This window comes from Polaromonas sp. LjRoot131, from assembly GCF_964252805.1.
GTDB lineage: Bacteria > Pseudomonadota > Gammaproteobacteria > Burkholderiales > Burkholderiaceae_C > Polaromonas.
On sequence record NZ_CAXUPF020000001.1, the window covers coordinates 664,477 to 681,246 of the forward strand.

A 16,770-nucleotide genomic window follows, 5' to 3' on the forward strand; every position below is an offset into this window, starting at 1 on the left:
AGCCTCAGGCGCTGGCGATTGAATCCGGTGTCAGAGGTTCAGCCAGCGTTGCGCGGCCGCTTCCAGCGCTTCTTGTGAGCCCGTCGTCAGCAGGGTCACGCGGCCGGGCACCTCGCCCGGCTGCAACTGCCCGGCGGCCTGGAGCAAGCGGTGCGTCTGCCGCGCGACCGGCTCGCCGGTTTCGATCAGGCTGACGTCGGGAACCAGCGCCTGCAGTGTGTCCCACGCGAACGCGTAATGCGTGCAGCCCAGCACCAGGGTGTCGACCTGCCCGGCTTGCTTGCCGAATGGGCCTATGGCCTGCGTGTACTGCGCGCACAAGGCGCGGATGCGCGCGGCATCATGGTTCTGGATCGCATCGGCAAGGCCGTCACAGGGCTGCAGGATGAATTCCGCCTGGCCTTTCAGCGAGTCGTGCAAGGCGCGCAGCTTGCTGCTGGCCACCGTGCCGCGCGTCGCCATCACGCCGATGCGGCCCGTCTTGCTCAAGGCGACGGCCGGCTTGAGCGCCGGCTCGACGCCGACCAGCGGCAGGTCGGGGTGCTCGGTTCGCACAAGATGGACGGCGGCCGCCGTCGCGGTGTTGCAGGCGATCACCAGCGCCTTGATGGCATGCTCGTCGCGCAGTTTGCGCACGACGGCGCGCGTGCGCTCAATGACAAAAGCGTCGCCGCGCTCACCATAGGGCGCGAATCCCGCGTCGGCCAGGTAGACGAAGGCCTCGGCGGGCAGTTGTGCCCGCAACGCCTTGAGGATGCTGAGGCCGCCCACGCCACTGTCAAACACGCCAACCGGCCGCGCTGCGTCGACCTGGCCTCCGGTCACGCTGCGGCGACAGGAATGTTCTTGAACTCGCCGGTGGCAATCTTCTTCTGCCACTCGGCCGGGCCGGTGATGTGCGCGCTGGTGCCGCCCGCATCGACGGCGACGGTGACCGGCATGTCGACCACGTCGAATTCGTAGATCGCTTCCATGCCCAGGTCGGCGAAGCCCACCACCTTGGCGGTCTTGATGGCCTTGCTGACCAGGTAGGCGGCGCCGCCGACGGCCATCAGGTAAGCGCTTTTGTGTTTTTTGATGGCTTCGATCGCCACCGGGCCGCGCTCGGACTTGCCGATCATCGAGATCAGGCCGGTCTCGGCCAGCATCATTTCCGTGAAGCCGTCCATGCGGGTGGAGGTGGTCGGGCCGGCCGGACCTACGGCTTCGTCGCGCACCGGATCGACCGGGCCGACGTAGTAGATGACCCGGTTGGTGAAATCCACCGGCAGCTTTTCACCCTTGGCCAGCATGTCCTTGATGCGCTTGTGCGCGGCGTCGCGGCCGGTCAGCATCTTGCCGCTGAGCAGCAGGGTCTGGCTGGGTTTCCAGCTGGCGACCTCTTCTTTGGTGAGCGTGTTGAGGTCGACCTTTTTGCTCTTGTTGTAGTCAGGCGCCCAGTTCACATTGGGCCACAGGTCCAGCGAAGGCGGGTCCAGGTAGACCGGGCCGCTGCCGTCCATCACGAAGTGGGCGTGGCGCGTGGCGGCGCAGTTGGGAATCATCGCGACGGGCTTGCTGGCCGCGTGCGTGGGGTACATCTTGATCTTGATGTCGAGCACGGTGGTGAGGCCGCCCAGGCCCTGCGCGCCTATGCCCAGCGCGTTGACTTTTTCGAACAGCTCCAGGCGCAGCTCTTCGGTCTTGCTCAGTTTGGCGCCGGAGGACGACCTGGCCTGCAGCTCGTACATGTCGAGGTCGTCCATCAGGCTTTCCTTGGCCATGAGCACGGCTTTTTCGGCGGTGCCGCCTATGCCTATGCCCAGCATGCCGGGAGGGCACCAGCCGGCGCCCATGGTGGGTACGGTTTTCAGCACCCAGTCGACCACCGAGTCGCCGGGGTTGAGCATCACCATCTTGCTCTTGTTTTCGCTGCCGCCGCCTTTCGCGGCCACGGTGACGTCGACCTTGTCGCCGGGCACCAGCTCGGTGAAGATCACGGCGGGTGTGTTGTCCTTGGTGTTCTTGCGGTCGAACTGCGGGTCGGCGACGACCGAGGCGCGCAAGGTGTTGTCGGGATGGTTGTAGCCGCGGCGCACGCCTTCGTTGATGGCGTCGTCAAGGCTTCCGCTGAAGCCTTCCCAGCGCACGTCCATGCCGACCTTGAGGAACACGTTGACGATGCCGGTGTCCTGGCAGATGGGGCGCTGGCCGGTGGCGCTCATCTTGCTGTTGGTGAGGATCTGCGCGATCGCGTCCTTGGCGGCGGGGCTTTGCTCGCGCTCGTAGGCGCGCGCCAGGTGGGCGATGTAGTCGGTGGGGTGGTAGTAGCTGATGTACTGCAGCGCGGCGGCTACGGACTCGATGAGGTCGGCTTGCTTGATCGTGGTCATGGTGGGGTGGGGGATCGTCGTTTTAGGGGATTTCGGGCAAACCCCGTAATTATCCGCCCTCGGCACCGGGGGCCGGCCGGCGGCTTTTGGCAAAACCCCTTAGATGAGAACCCTTCTTGTTTGCCGTCATACTTCGGCTTTCCCCTTCTTTTTTGACAGCGCAGGACATTCCATGACGACAAGCAGCAGCACGCGCACCGAGCGCGATACCTTCGGCCCCATCGAAGTACCCTCCGGCAAACTCTGGGGCGCGCAGACGCAGCGCTCGCTGCAGAACTTCGACATCTCGGGCGAGCAGCAGCCGCGCGAGATCATCAAGGCGCTGGCCCAGGTCAAGCGCTCTTCCGCCAAGGTCAACCACGCGCTGGGCCTGCAGGACGAGAAAAAAACCAAAGCCATCGTGGCCGCCGCCGACGAGGTGATTGCGGGCCGGCACGCGGACGAATTCCCGCTGGTGGTCTGGCAGACCGGCTCGGGCACGCAGACCAATATGAACGTCAACGAGGTGCTGGCCAACCGCGCCAGCGAAATCCTGGGCGGCGAGCGCGGTGAAGGCCGGCTGGTGCATCCCAACGACGACGTCAACCGCAGCCAGTCGTCCAACGACGTGTTCCCGACGGCCATGCACGTGGCCGCCGTGGAGGCGCTGACCCACAAGCTGCTGCCGGCCATCGCCAGGCTGCGTGCCACGCTGGCGAAAAAGGCCAAAGACTTCGACGGCATCGTCAAGATAGGCCGCACCCACCTGCAGGACGCTACGCCGCTGACCCTGGGCCAGGAGTTTTCGGGCTATGTCGCGCAACTGGACCACGGCGACAAGCACGTGCGCGCCGCCTTGCCGCACCTGTACGAGCTGGCGCTGGGCGGCACCGCCGTGGGTACCGGCCTGAATGCGCCCAAGGGTTATGCCGAACAGGTGGCGGCCGAGCTGGCGGCGCTCACGGGCCTGCCCTTCGTCACGGCGCCCAACAAGTTCGAGGCGCTGGCCTCGGTGGACGGCCTGGTGCACGCGCACGGCGCGCTCAAGACCCTGGCGGCCAGCATGATGAAAATCGCCAACGACGTGCGCTGGCTGGCCAGCGGCCCGCGCAGCGGCATCGGCGAACTCAGCATTCCCGAGAACGAGCCCGGCTCGTCCATCATGCCGGGCAAGGTCAACCCGACGCAGAGCGAAGCCGTCACCATGCTCGCGGCCCAGGTGTTCGGCAACGACGTGGCCATCAATTTCGGCGGTGCCTCGGGTAACTTCGAACTCAATGTGTTCCGCCCCATGGTGGCGCACAACTTCCTGCAGAGCGTGCGCCTGCTGGCCGACGGCATGGTGAGCTTCAACGACCACTGTGCCGTGGGCATAGAGCCGAACCGTGAACGCATCACCGAACTGGTGGACCGCTCCTTGATGCTGGTGACGGCACTGAACACCCACATCGGCTATGACAAGGCCGCTTTCATCGCCAAAAAAGCGCACAAGGAAGGCAGCAGCCTGCGCGATGCGGCTTTGGCTTCGGGCCACGTCACGGGTGAGCAGTTTGACGAATGGGTGGTTCCGGGGAACATGGTCGGAAAGTAAGTTCACCCCCGTCCAGGCTCACTTCGTGTAGCCTGTTCCCCCCTTGCAGGGGGCGGCGCCTGCGGCCTGGCGAAGCCAGTTCCGCGGCCCCCACTGGTGAGGGAAGAGGGCGGTCGTCGTTCCGTGTCTCTGGGACAATGGGCCATGCTCAAATTTGTCCACCGCACCCTCAACCAGTTCATCCATTCGCAGTCGCTTTCGGGCGTGGTGCTGGCGCTGGCGGCCGTGCTGGCGCTGGTGGTCAGCAACTCGCCCTGGAGTGAGGTTTACAACCGGTTTGTGCAACTGCCGGGTGAGCTGCGTGTAGGCGGCGACCTGCTGGTGCTTTCCAAGTCCTTGCTGCACTGGGTCAATGACCTGTGGATGGCGGTATTTTTCTTCCTGGTGGGGCTGGAGATCAAGCGGGAGCTGCTGGAGGGCGAACTGGCTTCGCGCAGCCAGGCCTTGTTGCCGGCAGGCGCCGCGCTGGGCGGCATGGTGGCGCCGGCCCTGATCTACATGGCCATCAACGCCGGCGACCCTGTCGCCATGCGCGGCTGGGCGATTCCGGCGGCGACGGACATTGCCTTCGCGCTGGGCATCCTGGTCCTGCTGGGCAGCCGCGTGCCGGCTTCGCTCAAGGTGTTTTTAACAGCCGTCGCCATCATCGACGACCTGGGCGCCATTCTGATCATTGCCTTCTTTTACACCGAGGCCTTGTCGCTCACCGCATTGCTGGCCGCGGGGCTGGGCGGGCTGGTTCTGCTGGCCTTTAACCGGGCGAAAGTCATGGCGATAGGGCCTTACGTGGCGGTGGGACTGGTGATCTGGCTGTTTGTTTACAAGTCGGGGATTCATGCCACGCTGGCGGGCGTTGTGACAGCGCTGGCCATTCCCCTGTCGGACGGCAAGGGCGGCTCGCCGCTCAAGGCGGCTGAGCATGCGCTGCACCCCTGGGTGGCTTTTGCCGTGTTGCCCATGTTCGCGTTCGCCAACGCGGGCGTGTCATTGCAGGGAGTGACGATGGGAACGCTGTTGCAGAGCGTGCCTCTGGGGATCACGGCCGGCCTGCTGGTGGGCAAGGCGGTCGGGGTGTTTGGCGCTTCATGGCTGCTGATCCGTTTTGCCGGCGCGCGCCTGCCTGCCGGGGCCGGCTGGAGTCAATTTTTCGGTGTCTGCCTGCTGTGCGGCGTCGGTTTCACCATGAGCCTGTTTATCGGTGCGCTCGCATTTGCGGGCCAGGATGCGGCATACGAGACGCAACTCAAGCTGGGTGTGCTGTGCGGCTCCTTGGTGTCGGGGGTGCTGGGGGCGCTGATGCTGCTGCGCACCGGTGCTACCGAAAAGGCGCCGGGCTGACCCGCCCGGGCGCCGCCAGCTCAGTGCTTTTGCGCGGCGATGCCCGACATGATCTTGTCGGTGTAGGCGATGGCAATGGCCGACAGCAGGAAGGTGATGTGGATCACCGTCTGCGCGATCAGGACCTTGTCGGTGTAGTTGTCGGCGTTGATGAAGGTTTTCAGCAGGTGGATGGAGCTGATGCCGATGATGGCCGTGGCCAGTTTCACTTTCAGCACCGAGGCGTTCACGTGGCTCAGCCATTCGGGCTGGTCGCGGTGGCCTTCCAGGTTCATCCGGCTCACAAAGGTCTCGTAGCCGCCCACGATCACCATGATCAGCAGGTTGGAGATCATGACCACGTCGATCAGGGCCAGCACCACCAGCATGATGACCGTCTCATTGAGCGTCACGACCGGTATGGCGGTCTTGTAGCCAATGCTGGTGATCAGCGACTGCAGGGCGGTCTGGCTGCCGAAGGCGGCTTCGATCAGGTGCCACAGTTCCACCAGGAAGTGCACCACGTAGACCGCCTGTGCGGCGATCAGGCCGAGGTACAGCGGCAGCTGCAGCCAGCGGCTGGCGAAAATCAGGTTGGGCAGGGGGCGGAGCGGGGAGATTTTGCCGGGGGGAGTAGCTTGAGTAGGTTCAGTCATGATGGCGTAAGCTGGGGGTTTGCGGCATTGTAGAGGGGAGGCTGGCTATCCCCGGAATTTGAGGAGTTTGTAAGGTTCAAGCCAGTCAGTGGCTTGTAAGTGCGGCAGAAGACAGTACCACGCATTCAGTGACAAACAGGAGACATCAACAATGAGCGCCCCCAATTCCGCGATCGAATCGACCCTGGTTGAAAATCGCATTTTCCCGCCTGCTCCCGCCACGGTGAAGGCCGCGCGCGTTTCCGGCATGCCGGCCTACCAGGCCCTGTGCGCCGAAGCTGAAAAGGATTTCGAAGGTTTCTGGGCCCGGCTGGCGCGCGAAAACCTCAGCTGGAAAAAACCGTTCACCCAGACGCTGGACGAATCCAGCGCGCCGTTTTACAAGTGGTTCGCCGACGGCGAGCTCAACGCCTCGTACAACTGCCTGGACCGCCACCTGGGCACGCCGACCGAGAACAAGAAAGCCATCATTTTCGAAAGCGATGACGGCAAGGTCACCAACGTCACCTACAAGGAACTGCACGCCAGGGTCAGCCAGTTCGCCAGCGCGCTCAAGGGCGCGGGCATCAAGAAGGGCGACCGCGTCATCATCTACATGCCGATGACGGTCGAGGGCGTTATCGCCATGCAGGCTTGCGCGCGGATAGGCGCCACGCATTCGGTGGTGTTCGGCGGTTTCTCGGCCAAAAGCTTGCAGGAGCGCATCCAGGACGCCGGTGCGGTAGCCGTCATCACGGCCAACTACCAGCTGCGCGGCGGCAAGGAACTGCCGCTCAAGGCCATCGTCGATGAAGGCATCGCCATGGGCGGCTGCGAATCGATCAAGAACGTGATCGTCTATCAGCGCACCGCAACAGCCTGCAACATGGTGGCCGGGCGCGACAGTCTGATGCACGAGATCACGGCCAAGGCGGCGCCGGTGTGCGAGCCTGAATTTGTCGGCGCCGAGCACCCGCTCTTCATTCTTTACACCTCGGGCTCGACCGGCAAGCCCAAGGGCGTGCAGCACAGCACGGGCGGCTACCTGCTCTGGGCCAAGCTCACGATGGACTGGACCTTCGACATCCAGCCCGCCGACGTGTTCTGGTGCACGGCCGACATCGGCTGGATCACCGGCCATACCTATGTGGCCTACGGCCCGCTGGCGGCCGGCGCGACGCAGATCATTTTCGAGGGCATCCCGACCTTCCCGAACGCCGGCCGCTTCTGGCAGATGATCGAAAAGCACAAGGTCACGATTTTCTACACGGCACCCACGGCCATCCGTTCGTTGATCAAAGCCGCTGAGGGCGATGAGAAGGTGCACCCGGCGCGCTCGGACCTCAGCAGCCTGCGCATCCTGGGCTCGGTCGGCGAGCCCATCAACCCCGAAGCCTGGATGTGGTACTACAAGAACGTGGGCGGCGAGCGCTGCCCCATCGTGGACACCTTCTGGCAAACCGAGACCGGCGGCCACATGATCACGCCGCTGCCAGGCGCCACGCCGCTGGTGCCCGGCAGCTGTACCTTGCCGCTGCCCGGCATCATGACCGCCATCGTCGACGAGACCGGCAAGGACCTGCCCAACGGCTCCGGCGGCATGCTGGTCGTCAAACGCCCCTGGCCATCCATGATCCGCACCATCTGGAATGACCCGGATCGTTTCAAGAAGAGTTATTTCCCCGAGGAAATGGGCGGTACGATTTACCTGGCCGGCGACGGCGCGGTGCGCAATGCCGAGAACGGCTACTTCCGCATCACCGGACGCATCGACGACGTGCTCAACGTCTCGGGCCACCGCATGGGGACCATGGAAATCGAATCGGCACTGGTGGCGCACTCCGCGCTGGTGGCCGAGGCCGCCGTCGTGGGCAGGCCCGACGATTTGACCGGCGAGGCCATCGTGGCCTTCGTGGTGCTCAAGCGCTCACGCCCTACAGGCGAAGAGGCCAAGGCGATCGCCAAGGAGCTGCGCGACTGGGTCGGCAAGGAAATCGGCCCCATCGCCAAACCCAAGGACATCCGCTTCGGCGACAACCTGCCCAAGACACGCAGCGGCAAGATCATGCGCCGCCTGCTGCGCGGCATCGCCAAGGGCGAAGCCATCACGCAAGATACGTCGACACTTGAGAATCCTGCGATCTTGGAGCAGCTGTCTGAAAAACAGTGAACTGAATCAGGCATAAAAAAAGCCCGTCAATGACGGGCTTTTTTTGTGATGGGTGAGCCGCTTATTTGGTTGCCAGGACCCAGGCCGCCAGCTTCTTGGCTTCTTCGGGGTTGACCTGCGCATTGGCGGGCATGGGCACGGGGCCCCAGACACCCGAACCCCCCTTGATGATTTTGGCGGCCAGCTTGTCGGCGGCGTCTTTCTGGCCGGCGTACTTGGCGGCGACATCTTTGTAGGAAGGCCCCACCAGCTTCTTGTCGACCGCATGGCAGGCCATGCAGTTCTTGGCTGTGGCCAGTTGCAGGTCGGCCAGAGCGGGCGTAGCTACGGCAAAACCCGCGGTCACAAAAGCGATTGCTGAAAGAATGCGTTTCATGGATTGTCCTCGTGGGGGAAGTTGTGGATTCGGTTACAGTCAATTAACGTGATTGTAGTGGTGCCGGTTGACCCTTGTTTCAAGGGGATACCCCTTGGCTCGGGTCGATATTTTCAGGAGAGAAACATGTATTTTTTATTGCTTGGCATTGTCGGGTTGGCGCTGAAATATCTGGAGATCGGCCCGGTTGCCACATGGAGCTGGTTCATCGTGCTGTCACCCTTTGCCATGGCCGTCGCCTGGTGGGCCTGGGCCGACGCATCGGGTTACACCAAGCGCAAGGAGGTCGACAAGATGGCCAAGCGCAAGGATGACCGCATCGAAAAGCAGCGCGAAGCCATGGGCATGCTGTCGGCCAAGAAGCGGAAAAAGTAAGCTTGCGCAGCGCCAAGTCCTTATAGTCAGGTTACGCCATCCAATCTATCCGCCTTGCGTCAAAGTCGTGGAGTCCCAAAGCAAAGAGCCCGTGAAGTCTGTAACTTCACGGGCTCTTGCCGTTTCAGCGGACCGGAATCAGCGACTCAATAGTCGTCCAGCACCGCCCCCTTGCTGGCGCTGGAGGCATTGAAGGCGAACTTGGCCTGCACGCCGCGTGTATAGCGCGGCGCCGGGGCCTTCCAGCCGACTTTGCGTTTTGCCAGTTCTTCATCGCTGATGTTCAGCTGCAGCAGCAGTTGTTTGGAGTCGATGGTGATGGAGTCGCCTTCATGGATAAAGGCGATGTTGCCGCCGGCTGCCGCTTCGGGCGCGACGTGGCCGACCACCATGCCCCAGGTGCCGCCGGAGAAACGGCCGTCGGTGATCAGGCCTACGCTTTCGCCCAGGCCGGCGCCTATCAGCGCGCCGGTGGGGGCCAGCATCTCAGGCATGCCGGGGCCGCCCTTGGGGCCGAGGTAGCGCAGCACCATCACGTCGCCGGCCTTGATCTTGCCGGCCAGGATCGCGGCCAGGGCCGACTGCTCATCGTCGAACACGCGCGCCGGGCCGGTCATGACCGGGTTCTTCAGGCCGGTGATCTTGGCGACGCAGCCCTCGGGCGAGAGGTTGCCCTTGAGGATGGCCAGGTGGCCCTGGGCGTACATGGGTTTGTCGATGGGGCGGATCACGTCCTGGTCGGCGCGTGGGACCGCGGGCACGTCCTTGAGCGTCTCGGCGATGGTCTGGCCGGAGATCGTCAGGCAGTCGCCGTGCAGCAGGCCTGCGGCCAGCAGCGTCTTCATGACCTGGGGAATGCCGCCGGCGCGGTGCAGGTCGACGGCGAGGTATTTGCCAGAGGGCTTGAGGTCGCACAGCACCGGCGTGCGCTGGCGCACGCGCTCGAAGTCGTCAATCGTCCATTCGACGCCGGCCGTGTGGGCTATCGCCAGGAAATGCAGCACGGCGTTGGTGGAGCCCCCGGTCGCCATGATCACGGCGACCGCGTTTTCAATCGCTTTCTTGGTGACGATGTCGCGCGGCTTGATGTCTTTCTTGATGGCTTCAACCAGGACCTTGGCCGATTCCTTGGCCGAGTTCATTTTTTCGTCGTGCGGATTGGCCATGGTGCTGGAGTAGGGCAGCGAAATGCCGAGCGCCTCGAAGGCGCTGGACATGGTGTTGGCCGTGTACATGCCGCCGCAGCTGCCGGTGCCGGGAATGGCGCGGCGCTCGATCTGCAGCAGGTCTTCGTCGCTCATGCGGCCGGCGGCGTTCTCGCCCACGGCCTCAAACACGCTGACGATGTTGAGGTCCTTGCCCTTGTAGCTGCCGGGCAGGATGGTGCCGCCGTAGACGTAAATCGCCGGCACATTGGCGCGCAGCATGCCCATCAGGCCGCCCGGCATGTTTTTGTCGCAGCCGCCGACCACCAGCACGCCGTCCATCCACTGGCCCTGCACGCAGGTTTCGATGCAGTCCGAGATCACTTCGCGGCTCACCAGCGAATACTTCATGCCTTCGGTGCCCATGGCCATGCCGTCGGAAATCGTCGGCGTGCCGAAGACCTGCGCGTTGCCGCCGGCTTCCTCGATGCCGGCAATCGCCGCGTCCGCCAGTTTTTGCAGGCCGCTGTTGCAGGGCGTGATGGTGCTGTGGCCGTTGGCCACGCCGATCATCGGCTTCTTGAAGTCGTCGGCCTCGTAGCCCATGGCGTAGTACATGGAACGGTTGGGCGCGCGCGATTTGCCCTCGGTGATGTTTCTGCTGCGGGGGTTGGGGACGATGTTGACGGTCTTGGTGTTCATGGCGTGTCTCGTGGGTTGCTGCCGGGGTTGGCCTTTGCACGCTCCCCGGGGTGTTGTCGGAAAAGCAGAGTATGCGTGCTTTGACTGATTCTTTCCAATCCATTATTTGTGATCTATTAATATGTATGGCATATGAAAGATGCCCTCCATACTGTGGATGCCGCTGCCCGCAAGCCGCCCCTGGTTGAGCTGCGCCTGTGGCGCCAGTTCCTGGCCGTGGCCGAGGAACTCCACTTCGGCCGCGCGGCCCAGGGCCTGAACATGACCCAGCCGCCCCTCACGCAGGCCATCGCGCAGCTGGAGGCCTTGCTGGGCGTCAGGCTGTTCGACCGCACCAAGCGCAGCGTGCGGCTCACGGCGGCGGGCGCCGCCCTGGTGCCCGAGGCGCGCGACCTGCTGGCGCGTGCCCTGGCCCTGCCAGCCTATGCGCGTGCCAGCGCCGACGGCGAGGCCGGGCGGCTGCGGCTGGCCTTTGTCTCCACGGTGGGATTTGACCTGCTGCCGCGCTGGGTGCTGGCCTTTCGCGAGCACTACCCCAAGGTGCAACTGGAATTGATAGAGGCGACCGGCGACGTGCAGTTGCAGGCCTTTGAACGCGGCGAGATCGATGCGGGCTTCATGCTGCATTCCCCCGGTTTCGCCCCGCCCGGCCTGGCGAACCGGCGCATCAGCCAGGATCCGCTGGTGCTCGCCGTGCCTGGGCAAAGCGCGCTGGCAAGCCAGACGGCGCTCACTGTTTCGGACCTCTTGGACCAACCCCTGGTGATTTTTCCGCGGCGCATCCTGCCGTCGCTTTATGACGCGATTTTTGCGATGTACCACGCCTCGGGCCGCCTGCCGCGGGTGGCCCAGGAGGCCATCCAGATGCAGACCATCGTGAACCTGGTATCCGCCGGCCTCGGCGTGGCATGGGTTCCCGAGAGCGTGCGGCAGTTTCAGCGGCCGGGCGTGGTGTACCGCAGCGTGCCTGCCGGCAGGCCTTCCGCGCGTGGTGGCGCGCGAGGCGCTTCTGTAGTGGTGCCCGGCTGCGAGACCAGCCTGGTCTGGCCGGTCGCCAATGCCAATCCGGCACTGGCGCGTTTCATGGCTTTTATCGACGCTGAAAGCGGTTAAAGGCCTCGTCCTGTTCGCGTTGCCGGCGCGCCGCCACCGCGCTTTGCTGCTGCTGTCTCTCCGACGCGGTGAGTTGGCGTTGCTCCATCCTGCGCTGGGCAATTTCGCCGGCGCTGCCGCAGCGCGCGCCGTGGTTGGCTTCGCAATTGGCAATGATCTGTTTGTCGGAGGCCTGCGCCTGGGTACCGCCTTTGCGCAGGCCGCCCAGCGCAGAGGGCATGGCCTGGCGCGATGCGCCGGCGGATTGTTCAGCGGCCGCTGCTCGCGCATTCGCCGCCGCGTTTTCCGCCGCCCAGTCCTTGGGTGCTGCTGCTGCGCCGCCGCCATAGAGCGTGCCCGGCTTGCCCGTGACAGGCATGCCGCCGGCCTGCGCTGCGGTCTCGGTGGATCTCGCGGGCGCCTGCATGATGAGCTTTTCGTTATTGCCACCCTGGGCCGCGCAAGGCGTTTGGGAAAACACTTTTTTGCCGCTCGCATCGAGGCATTGGTATACCTGTGCGGTGGCGTGCTGTATGAAGAGCAGGCCCAGCAGGCTCGCGGCAAGGGCAGGGCGGAAAGAGCGGCGCATGGTCGGGGTCCGTCAGGGGTGTTGGCCGGAGTCTAAACCAGCGCGGCTTGCTCGTAAGCCCTTTCCTACGAGGCTTGCGTGCAAAATACCGCCCATGCTTATCCACCCGCAAATCAATCCCGTCGCGCTGCAACTCGGCCCGCTTGGCATCCACTGGTACGGCCTGACCTACCTGGCGGCCTTTGGGCTGTTTTTCTTTCTGGCCACAAGGCGGTTGAGGCACCAGCCTTTTGCCTCCATTACCGGTCCAGGGGCCTGGTCGCGCAGGGATATCGAGGACATGCTGTTCCTGGGCGTCATGGGGGTGGTGGTGGGTGGGCGGCTCGGGTATTGCCTTTTTTACAAGCCGGGCTACTACCTCACGCATCCGCTGGAGATCTTTTTTGTGTGGCAGGGCGGCATGAGCTTTCATGGTGGCATGTTGGGTGTGCTGGCTTCGCAATGGTGGTTTGCGCGCTCGCGCCAACGCCCCTGGCTGCAGGTGATGGATTTTGTGGCGCCTTGCGTGCCCACAGGGCTGGCGGCGGGGCGTGTCGGTAATTTCATCAATGGTGAACTGTGGGGGCGTTTCAGCGACCCGGCCTTGCCGTGGGGCATGGTGTTTCCAGGCAGCGGATCTCCGCTGCCGCGGCACCCGTCGCAGGTCTACCAGTTCTTGATGGAGGGCCTGCTGCTCTTCGTGCTGCTGTGGCTATACGCGCGCAAGCCGCGCAAGACCGGCCAGGTCTCCGGCGCCTTCCTGCTGGGATATGGAGTGTTCCGCTTCATCGCCGAGTTTTTCCGCGAGCCGGACGAATTCCTCGGCATCCTCGCCCTGGGCATGAGCATGGGCCAATGGCTGTGCGTTCCCATGATTGTTGGCGGCGCCTGGTTGTGGATATGGGCGACAAAGCAGGCTGAGCCAGCCTGAGAGGCGTGCCAAGCCGTCCCCGGCGGGATTTGATTCCGGTCTCCGGCCCGTTCGAGCTGTTCTTGTGAGGCCTGGCACCAGCGTGGTGCCGCAGTACCCGCTAGGGTTTCTCCCTGTCGTTTTCAGGCACACCCCTCTTGATTCGAAAGGCATTGTTTTTCATAATTACACGTAATTACTTGAAATTACCGCTCGATTGGGTTCGATCCACCTGCGGTAATGTAGGTGTTCTGCAAGGGTTCCGTCACACCGGCGGATCAGGTCAGCCAAAGGGTCAATGCCATGCGTCTTGTCCAGAGTTCACTGCACCAGGAGGTCGCCGACACCCTGCGCGAGCAGATCTTCGCGGGCCAGCTGGCGCCCGGAAGCTTTCTGGACGAGGTCGCGCTGTGCGAGCGCCTGGAAATCTCGCGCACGCCGCTGCGCGAGGCGCTCAAGGTGCTGACTTCGGAAGGGCTGCTGCGCCATGAGCCGCGCCGCGGCTGCTTCGTCAACGAGGTGACCGAGAAAGACCTTGACGACATCTTCCCGGTGATCGCACTGCTGGAAGGGCGCTGCGCCTATGAGGCGGCGCGCAACGCCACCGATGCCGACCTCGTGGCGCTGACCAATCTGCACGAACGGCTGAACAGCCACGCGGCCGCCGGCCGCATCAACGATTACTACGCCACCAACTTCGCGATCCATGAGGCCATCATCCTGCTGGCCGACAACCGCTGGCTGGCCCAGGCCATCGCCGACCTGCGCAAGATCCTCAAGCTCGCGCGGCTGCAGCAGCTGCATGCGCCGGGCCGGCTGGCGCAAAGCCTGTCGGAGCACATGACGGTGTTCGCCGCCCTCAAGAGCCGCGACAGCGAAGGTGCGGAAGCGGCCATGCGCACGCACCTGACGCGCCAGCGGGAAGCGCTGCGCGACCTGGCCCGCAACCAGCGCTCCAGGGTGGCGTCATGAGCGCCGCCGACTGGCTCTCCCGCAACGTCTCGCGCTTCACCGCGAGCGACAAAGCCGGTGCATCCGCGGTGCCGGCACAGGCGGGCGGCAAAAAAGCGGCGGCAAGTGCAGCGCTGCCCGCGCGCAGCACCCATGAGCGGCTGCAAGCCACACTGAGCCAAAAGGACGAGGCACTGTCGCCGCGTGTGTTGCGCCGCACCTTGCAGGAACTGCAGGCCATCATCGACCCGCGCGTGAGCGAGGTCGAGGGCGGACGCCGCGCCATGGCCATTGCGGCCTGGTACGAGGGCGCCACCACTGCGCGCCGGCGCGACCTGTGGATGCTCATGAGCGAGCAGTTCGTCGCCAATCCGCAAAAGGTCAAGGCCGCGCAGGCGCAGTTCGCGGCCGCGGTCGGCACACCCGAAGAGGCGGTGGCCGAGGTGCGCTATCGGCGCGCCACGGTGTCGCCGCGCCGGCGCCTGCTGCAGCGCTTCAGCGTCTATCCGGGCGGCATCCAGTTCCTGGTCGACATGCGGGCCGAGATGCAGCCCAGCCTCAAGGCCGACAAACGCCTGCTGGCGCTGGACGTCGAGATGGAGTACATGTTCTCCACCTGGTTCGACGTGGGCTTTCTCGACCTGCGCCGCATCACCTGGGACTCGCCGGCTTCGCTGATCGAAAAACTCATCAAGTACGAGGCGGTGCACGACATCAAGGGCTGGGCCGACGTGAAGAACCGGCTCGACAGCGACCGGCGCTGCTACGGCTTTTTCCACCCGAGGCTCCCCGAGGTGCCGCTGATCTTTGTGGAGGTCGCCATGGTCGAGCGCATTGCGGGCGACATCATGCCGCTGCTTGACGAATTGGCCGCGCCTTCCGACCTGAGCCGTGCCACCACCGCGATTTTTTATTCCATCAGCAACACCCAGGCCGGCCTGCGCGGCGTGAGCTTCGGCGATTCGCTGATCAAGCGGGTGGTCGAAAGCCTGAAGGAAGAGTTTCCCAAGCTCAAGACCTTCGCCACACTGTCGCCGATTCCGGGCTTTCGCAGCTGGCTGGGAAAAAATGCCGCGGCCATGCTGGAAAAGCTGGGCGACAAGGAGCGCAGCGCGCTGGGCAGGGCCGTCGGCTTCGAGCCGCCCGGTGCCGGACATCTGCTCACGGCAGCTGAAGACCCACTGTCGCTGGGCGAGAAATCACCGGTGCGGAAAATGCTGTTGCACTGCGCGGCCCACTACCTTGGAAGGACGATGGAAGAGGGAAAACCGCTGGATCCGGTGGCGCGTTTTCACCTGGGCAACGGCGCGCGCGTGGAGCGCATCAACTGGGCCGGCGATCCGACGCCCAAGGGCCTCAAGCAATCGTACGGCCTGATGGTGAATTACCTCTATGACCTCAAGCGCCTGGACAGGCACCGCGCGCAGCTGGCACAGGGGGAAATCCCCGTGTCAGGAGACATAGAAGATTTGTACATTTGAATGCGTACTTAAGATGGGTTTGGGTAGCGGCAGGTTGGAGTGCATCGCCCTTGAACCTCCGGTGTGCTTTTTCTAGGTTCAACAACGACAGGAGACAACAATGACCTTCAGCTTTCACGCCCGGGCCTCCCGGCGCGACATTCTGCGCGCCGCGGCCGCCGGCGCCGCGACACTGTCCTTTGGCAGCCACGCCCAGTCTGGCTGGCCGACCAAGCCGGTGACGGTCATCGTGCCCTTCCCGGCCGGCGGCGGCACGGATGCTTTCGCCCGGCCCTTGTCCGCACAGTTCGCCAAACTGACCGGCAAGCAGCTCATCATCGACAACCGCGGCGGCGCCGGCGGCACCCTGGGCGCCAGTATCGCGGCCAAGGCCCAGCCAGACGGCTACACGCTGTTCATGGGCGCGGTGCACCACACCATCGCGCCTTCGATGTACCCCAAGCTCGACTACGACATCGAAAAAGACTTTGTGCCGCTGGCCCTGATGGCCAATGTGCCGCAGGTGCTGGTGGTCAACCCCCGAAACATGCCTTTTGCCGATTTCAAGGCCTATATCGACACCGTGCGCAAGTCGCCGGGCAAGTACAACTACGGCTCCGCCGGCGCGGGCACCTCGCACCATTTGGCAGGCGAGCTGTTCAAGCAGCAGACCAAGACCTTCATCACGCACATTCCCTACCGCGGCGCGGGCCCCGCCCTGCAGGACTTGATCGCGGGCAACGTCGACATGATGTTTGACGGCCTGGGTTCCTCGGCCAATCACATCAAGGGCGGGCGCATCAAGGCGCTGATGGTGGCCGGCACCAAGCGCAACCCGGCCTTCCCGGACGTGCCCTGCGCCGGTGAGCTGGGCCTGCCCGACTACACCGTGACCACCTGGTACGGCATGTGGGCGCCCAAAGGTACGCCGGCCGACGTGCAGGCGCGCATCGTCGAAGACCTGCGCAAGGCCGCCGCCAGCGACGAGCTCAAGGCCATCTGGGCCAACAACGGCGCCGACTTCGGCAACCTCACGCCCCAGCAGTTCGGCACGTTCGTGAGCAGCGAGGTCAAGCGCTGGTCTGCCGTGGTGAAAGCCTCCGGCGCCAAACTCGAATGACCGCTTG

The 16,770-nt window shown here is 64.2% G+C and carries 15 protein-coding genes; 9 read left to right on the top strand and 6 right to left on the bottom strand.

The window, feature by feature from the left end; all coding sequences use genetic code 11:
* Nucleotides 1–30: 30 nt before the first annotated feature.
* Complete coding sequence (gene murI / locus ACSQ27_RS03170) at nt 31–825, bottom strand: glutamate racemase (protein WP_436154032.1); 795 nt, start codon at nt 823–825, stop codon at nt 31–33.
* Nucleotides 822–2,372 carry a fumarate hydratase gene (locus ACSQ27_RS03175; RefSeq protein ID WP_436154033.1) on the bottom strand — a complete coding sequence of 517 codons (1,551 nt, stop codon included), beginning with the start codon at nt 2,370–2,372 and terminating at the stop codon, nt 822–824. The genes murI and ACSQ27_RS03175 overlap by 4 nt, the downstream gene beginning before the upstream one ends.
* Nucleotides 2,373–2,544: 172 nt before the next feature.
* Here ACSQ27_RS03175 and fumC point away from each other — a divergent pair, with 172 nt between their 5' ends.
* Both fumC and nhaA read left to right on the top strand, forming a co-directional pair.
* The gene (gene fumC / locus ACSQ27_RS03180; RefSeq protein ID WP_436154034.1) at nt 2,545–3,942 is read left to right on the top strand and encodes a class II fumarate hydratase; all 1,398 of its coding nucleotides are present in this window, start codon (nt 2,545–2,547) and stop codon (nt 3,940–3,942) included.
* A 144-nt stretch (nt 3,943–4,086) separates the two neighbouring features.
* Nucleotides 4,087–5,280, top strand: a complete 1,194-nt coding sequence (gene nhaA, locus ACSQ27_RS03185) for a Na+/H+ antiporter NhaA (protein WP_436154035.1) — start codon at nt 4,087–4,089, stop codon at nt 5,278–5,280.
* A 20-nt stretch (nt 5,281–5,300) separates the two neighbouring features.
* Here nhaA and ACSQ27_RS03190 read toward each other — a convergent pair whose 3' ends face one another.
* Complete coding sequence (locus ACSQ27_RS03190; RefSeq protein WP_436154036.1) at nt 5,301–5,915, bottom strand: YqhA family protein; 615 nt, start codon at nt 5,913–5,915, stop codon at nt 5,301–5,303.
* 151 nt (nt 5,916–6,066) lie between these two features.
* On the opposite strand from ACSQ27_RS03190, the gene acs reads away from it, so the two are divergent.
* On the top strand, nt 6,067–8,064 hold the full coding sequence (gene acs, locus ACSQ27_RS03195; RefSeq protein WP_436154037.1) for an acetate--CoA ligase: 1,998 nt from the start codon (nt 6,067–6,069) through the stop codon (nt 8,062–8,064).
* Between the two features lie 61 nt (nt 8,065–8,125).
* Here the strand turns inward: acs and ACSQ27_RS03200 are convergent, their stop codons facing one another.
* Complete coding sequence (locus ACSQ27_RS03200) at nt 8,126–8,440, bottom strand: c-type cytochrome (RefSeq protein WP_436154038.1); 315 nt, start codon at nt 8,438–8,440, stop codon at nt 8,126–8,128.
* A 126-nt stretch (nt 8,441–8,566) separates the two neighbouring features.
* Between ACSQ27_RS03200 and ACSQ27_RS03205 the strand changes: the two genes are divergently transcribed.
* On the top strand, nt 8,567–8,815 hold the full coding sequence (locus ACSQ27_RS03205) for a TIGR04438 family Trp-rich protein (protein WP_436154039.1): 249 nt from the start codon (nt 8,567–8,569) through the stop codon (nt 8,813–8,815).
* Between the two features lie 146 nt (nt 8,816–8,961).
* Here ACSQ27_RS03205 and ilvD read toward each other — a convergent pair whose 3' ends face one another.
* The gene (ilvD, locus tag ACSQ27_RS03210) at nt 8,962–10,662 is read right to left on the bottom strand and encodes a dihydroxy-acid dehydratase (RefSeq protein WP_436154040.1); all 1,701 of its coding nucleotides are present in this window, start codon (nt 10,660–10,662) and stop codon (nt 8,962–8,964) included.
* 132 nt (nt 10,663–10,794) lie between these two features.
* Between ilvD and ACSQ27_RS03215 the strand changes: the two genes are divergently transcribed.
* Nucleotides 10,795–11,775, top strand: a complete 981-nt coding sequence (locus tag ACSQ27_RS03215) for a LysR family transcriptional regulator (RefSeq protein ID WP_436154041.1) — start codon at nt 10,795–10,797, stop codon at nt 11,773–11,775.
* On the opposite strand, the gene ACSQ27_RS03220 is transcribed toward ACSQ27_RS03215, so the two are convergent.
* Nucleotides 11,753–12,343: a DUF4124 domain-containing protein gene (locus ACSQ27_RS03220; RefSeq protein ID WP_436154042.1), complete on the bottom strand. Its 591-nt coding sequence runs from the start codon at nt 12,341–12,343 to the stop codon at nt 11,753–11,755. The genes ACSQ27_RS03215 and ACSQ27_RS03220 overlap by 23 nt on opposite strands.
* A gap of 94 nt (nt 12,344–12,437) precedes the next feature.
* Between ACSQ27_RS03220 and lgt the strand changes: the two genes are divergently transcribed.
* The 4 genes from lgt to ACSQ27_RS03240 all read left to right on the top strand — a co-directional run bounded on the left by lgt (nt 12,438) and on the right by ACSQ27_RS03240 (nt 16,763).
* The gene (lgt, locus tag ACSQ27_RS03225; RefSeq protein WP_436154043.1) at nt 12,438–13,253 is read left to right on the top strand and encodes a prolipoprotein diacylglyceryl transferase; all 816 of its coding nucleotides are present in this window, start codon (nt 12,438–12,440) and stop codon (nt 13,251–13,253) included.
* Between the two features lie 282 nt (nt 13,254–13,535).
* Nucleotides 13,536–14,204, top strand: coding sequence for a GntR family transcriptional regulator (locus tag ACSQ27_RS03230; RefSeq protein ID WP_436154044.1), 669 nt, complete (start codon nt 13,536–13,538; stop codon nt 14,202–14,204).
* The gene (locus ACSQ27_RS03235) at nt 14,201–15,664 is read left to right on the top strand and encodes a malonyl-CoA decarboxylase domain-containing protein (protein ID WP_436154045.1); all 1,464 of its coding nucleotides are present in this window, start codon (nt 14,201–14,203) and stop codon (nt 15,662–15,664) included. Before ACSQ27_RS03230 ends, ACSQ27_RS03235 begins: the two co-directional genes overlap by 4 nt.
* 100 nt (nt 15,665–15,764) lie before the next feature.
* The gene (locus ACSQ27_RS03240) at nt 15,765–16,763 is read left to right on the top strand and encodes a Bug family tripartite tricarboxylate transporter substrate binding protein (protein WP_436154046.1); all 999 of its coding nucleotides are present in this window, start codon (nt 15,765–15,767) and stop codon (nt 16,761–16,763) included.
* Nucleotides 16,764–16,770: the final 7 nt, after the last annotated feature.

Coding starts and splice junctions, on each gene's coding strand:
- ACSQ27_RS03175 (WP_436154033.1), bottom strand. CDS start 2,372: ATGACCACGATCAAGCAAGCCGACCTCATCGAGTCCGTAGCCGCCGCG.
- fumC (WP_436154034.1), top strand. CDS start 2,545: ATGACGACAAGCAGCAGCACGCGCACCGAGCGCGATACCTTCGGCCCC.
- nhaA (WP_436154035.1), top strand. CDS start 4,087: ATGCTCAAATTTGTCCACCGCACCCTCAACCAGTTCATCCATTCGCAG.
- ACSQ27_RS03190 (WP_436154036.1), bottom strand. CDS start 5,915: ATGACTGAACCTACTCAAGCTACTCCCCCCGGCAAAATCTCCCCGCTC.
- acs (WP_436154037.1), top strand. CDS start 6,067: ATGAGCGCCCCCAATTCCGCGATCGAATCGACCCTGGTTGAAAATCGC.
- ACSQ27_RS03200 (WP_436154038.1), bottom strand. CDS start 8,440: ATGAAACGCATTCTTTCAGCAATCGCTTTTGTGACCGCGGGTTTTGCC.
- ACSQ27_RS03205 (WP_436154039.1), top strand. CDS start 8,567: ATGTATTTTTTATTGCTTGGCATTGTCGGGTTGGCGCTGAAATATCTG.
- ilvD (WP_436154040.1), bottom strand. CDS start 10,662: ATGAACACCAAGACCGTCAACATCGTCCCCAACCCCCGCAGCAGAAAC.
- ACSQ27_RS03215 (WP_436154041.1), top strand. CDS start 10,795: ATGAAAGATGCCCTCCATACTGTGGATGCCGCTGCCCGCAAGCCGCCC.
- ACSQ27_RS03220 (WP_436154042.1), bottom strand. CDS start 12,343: ATGCGCCGCTCTTTCCGCCCTGCCCTTGCCGCGAGCCTGCTGGGCCTG.
- lgt (WP_436154043.1), top strand. CDS start 12,438: ATGCTTATCCACCCGCAAATCAATCCCGTCGCGCTGCAACTCGGCCCG.
- ACSQ27_RS03230 (WP_436154044.1), top strand. CDS start 13,536: ATGCGTCTTGTCCAGAGTTCACTGCACCAGGAGGTCGCCGACACCCTG.
- ACSQ27_RS03235 (WP_436154045.1), top strand. CDS start 14,201: ATGAGCGCCGCCGACTGGCTCTCCCGCAACGTCTCGCGCTTCACCGCG.
- ACSQ27_RS03240 (WP_436154046.1), top strand. CDS start 15,765: ATGACCTTCAGCTTTCACGCCCGGGCCTCCCGGCGCGACATTCTGCGC.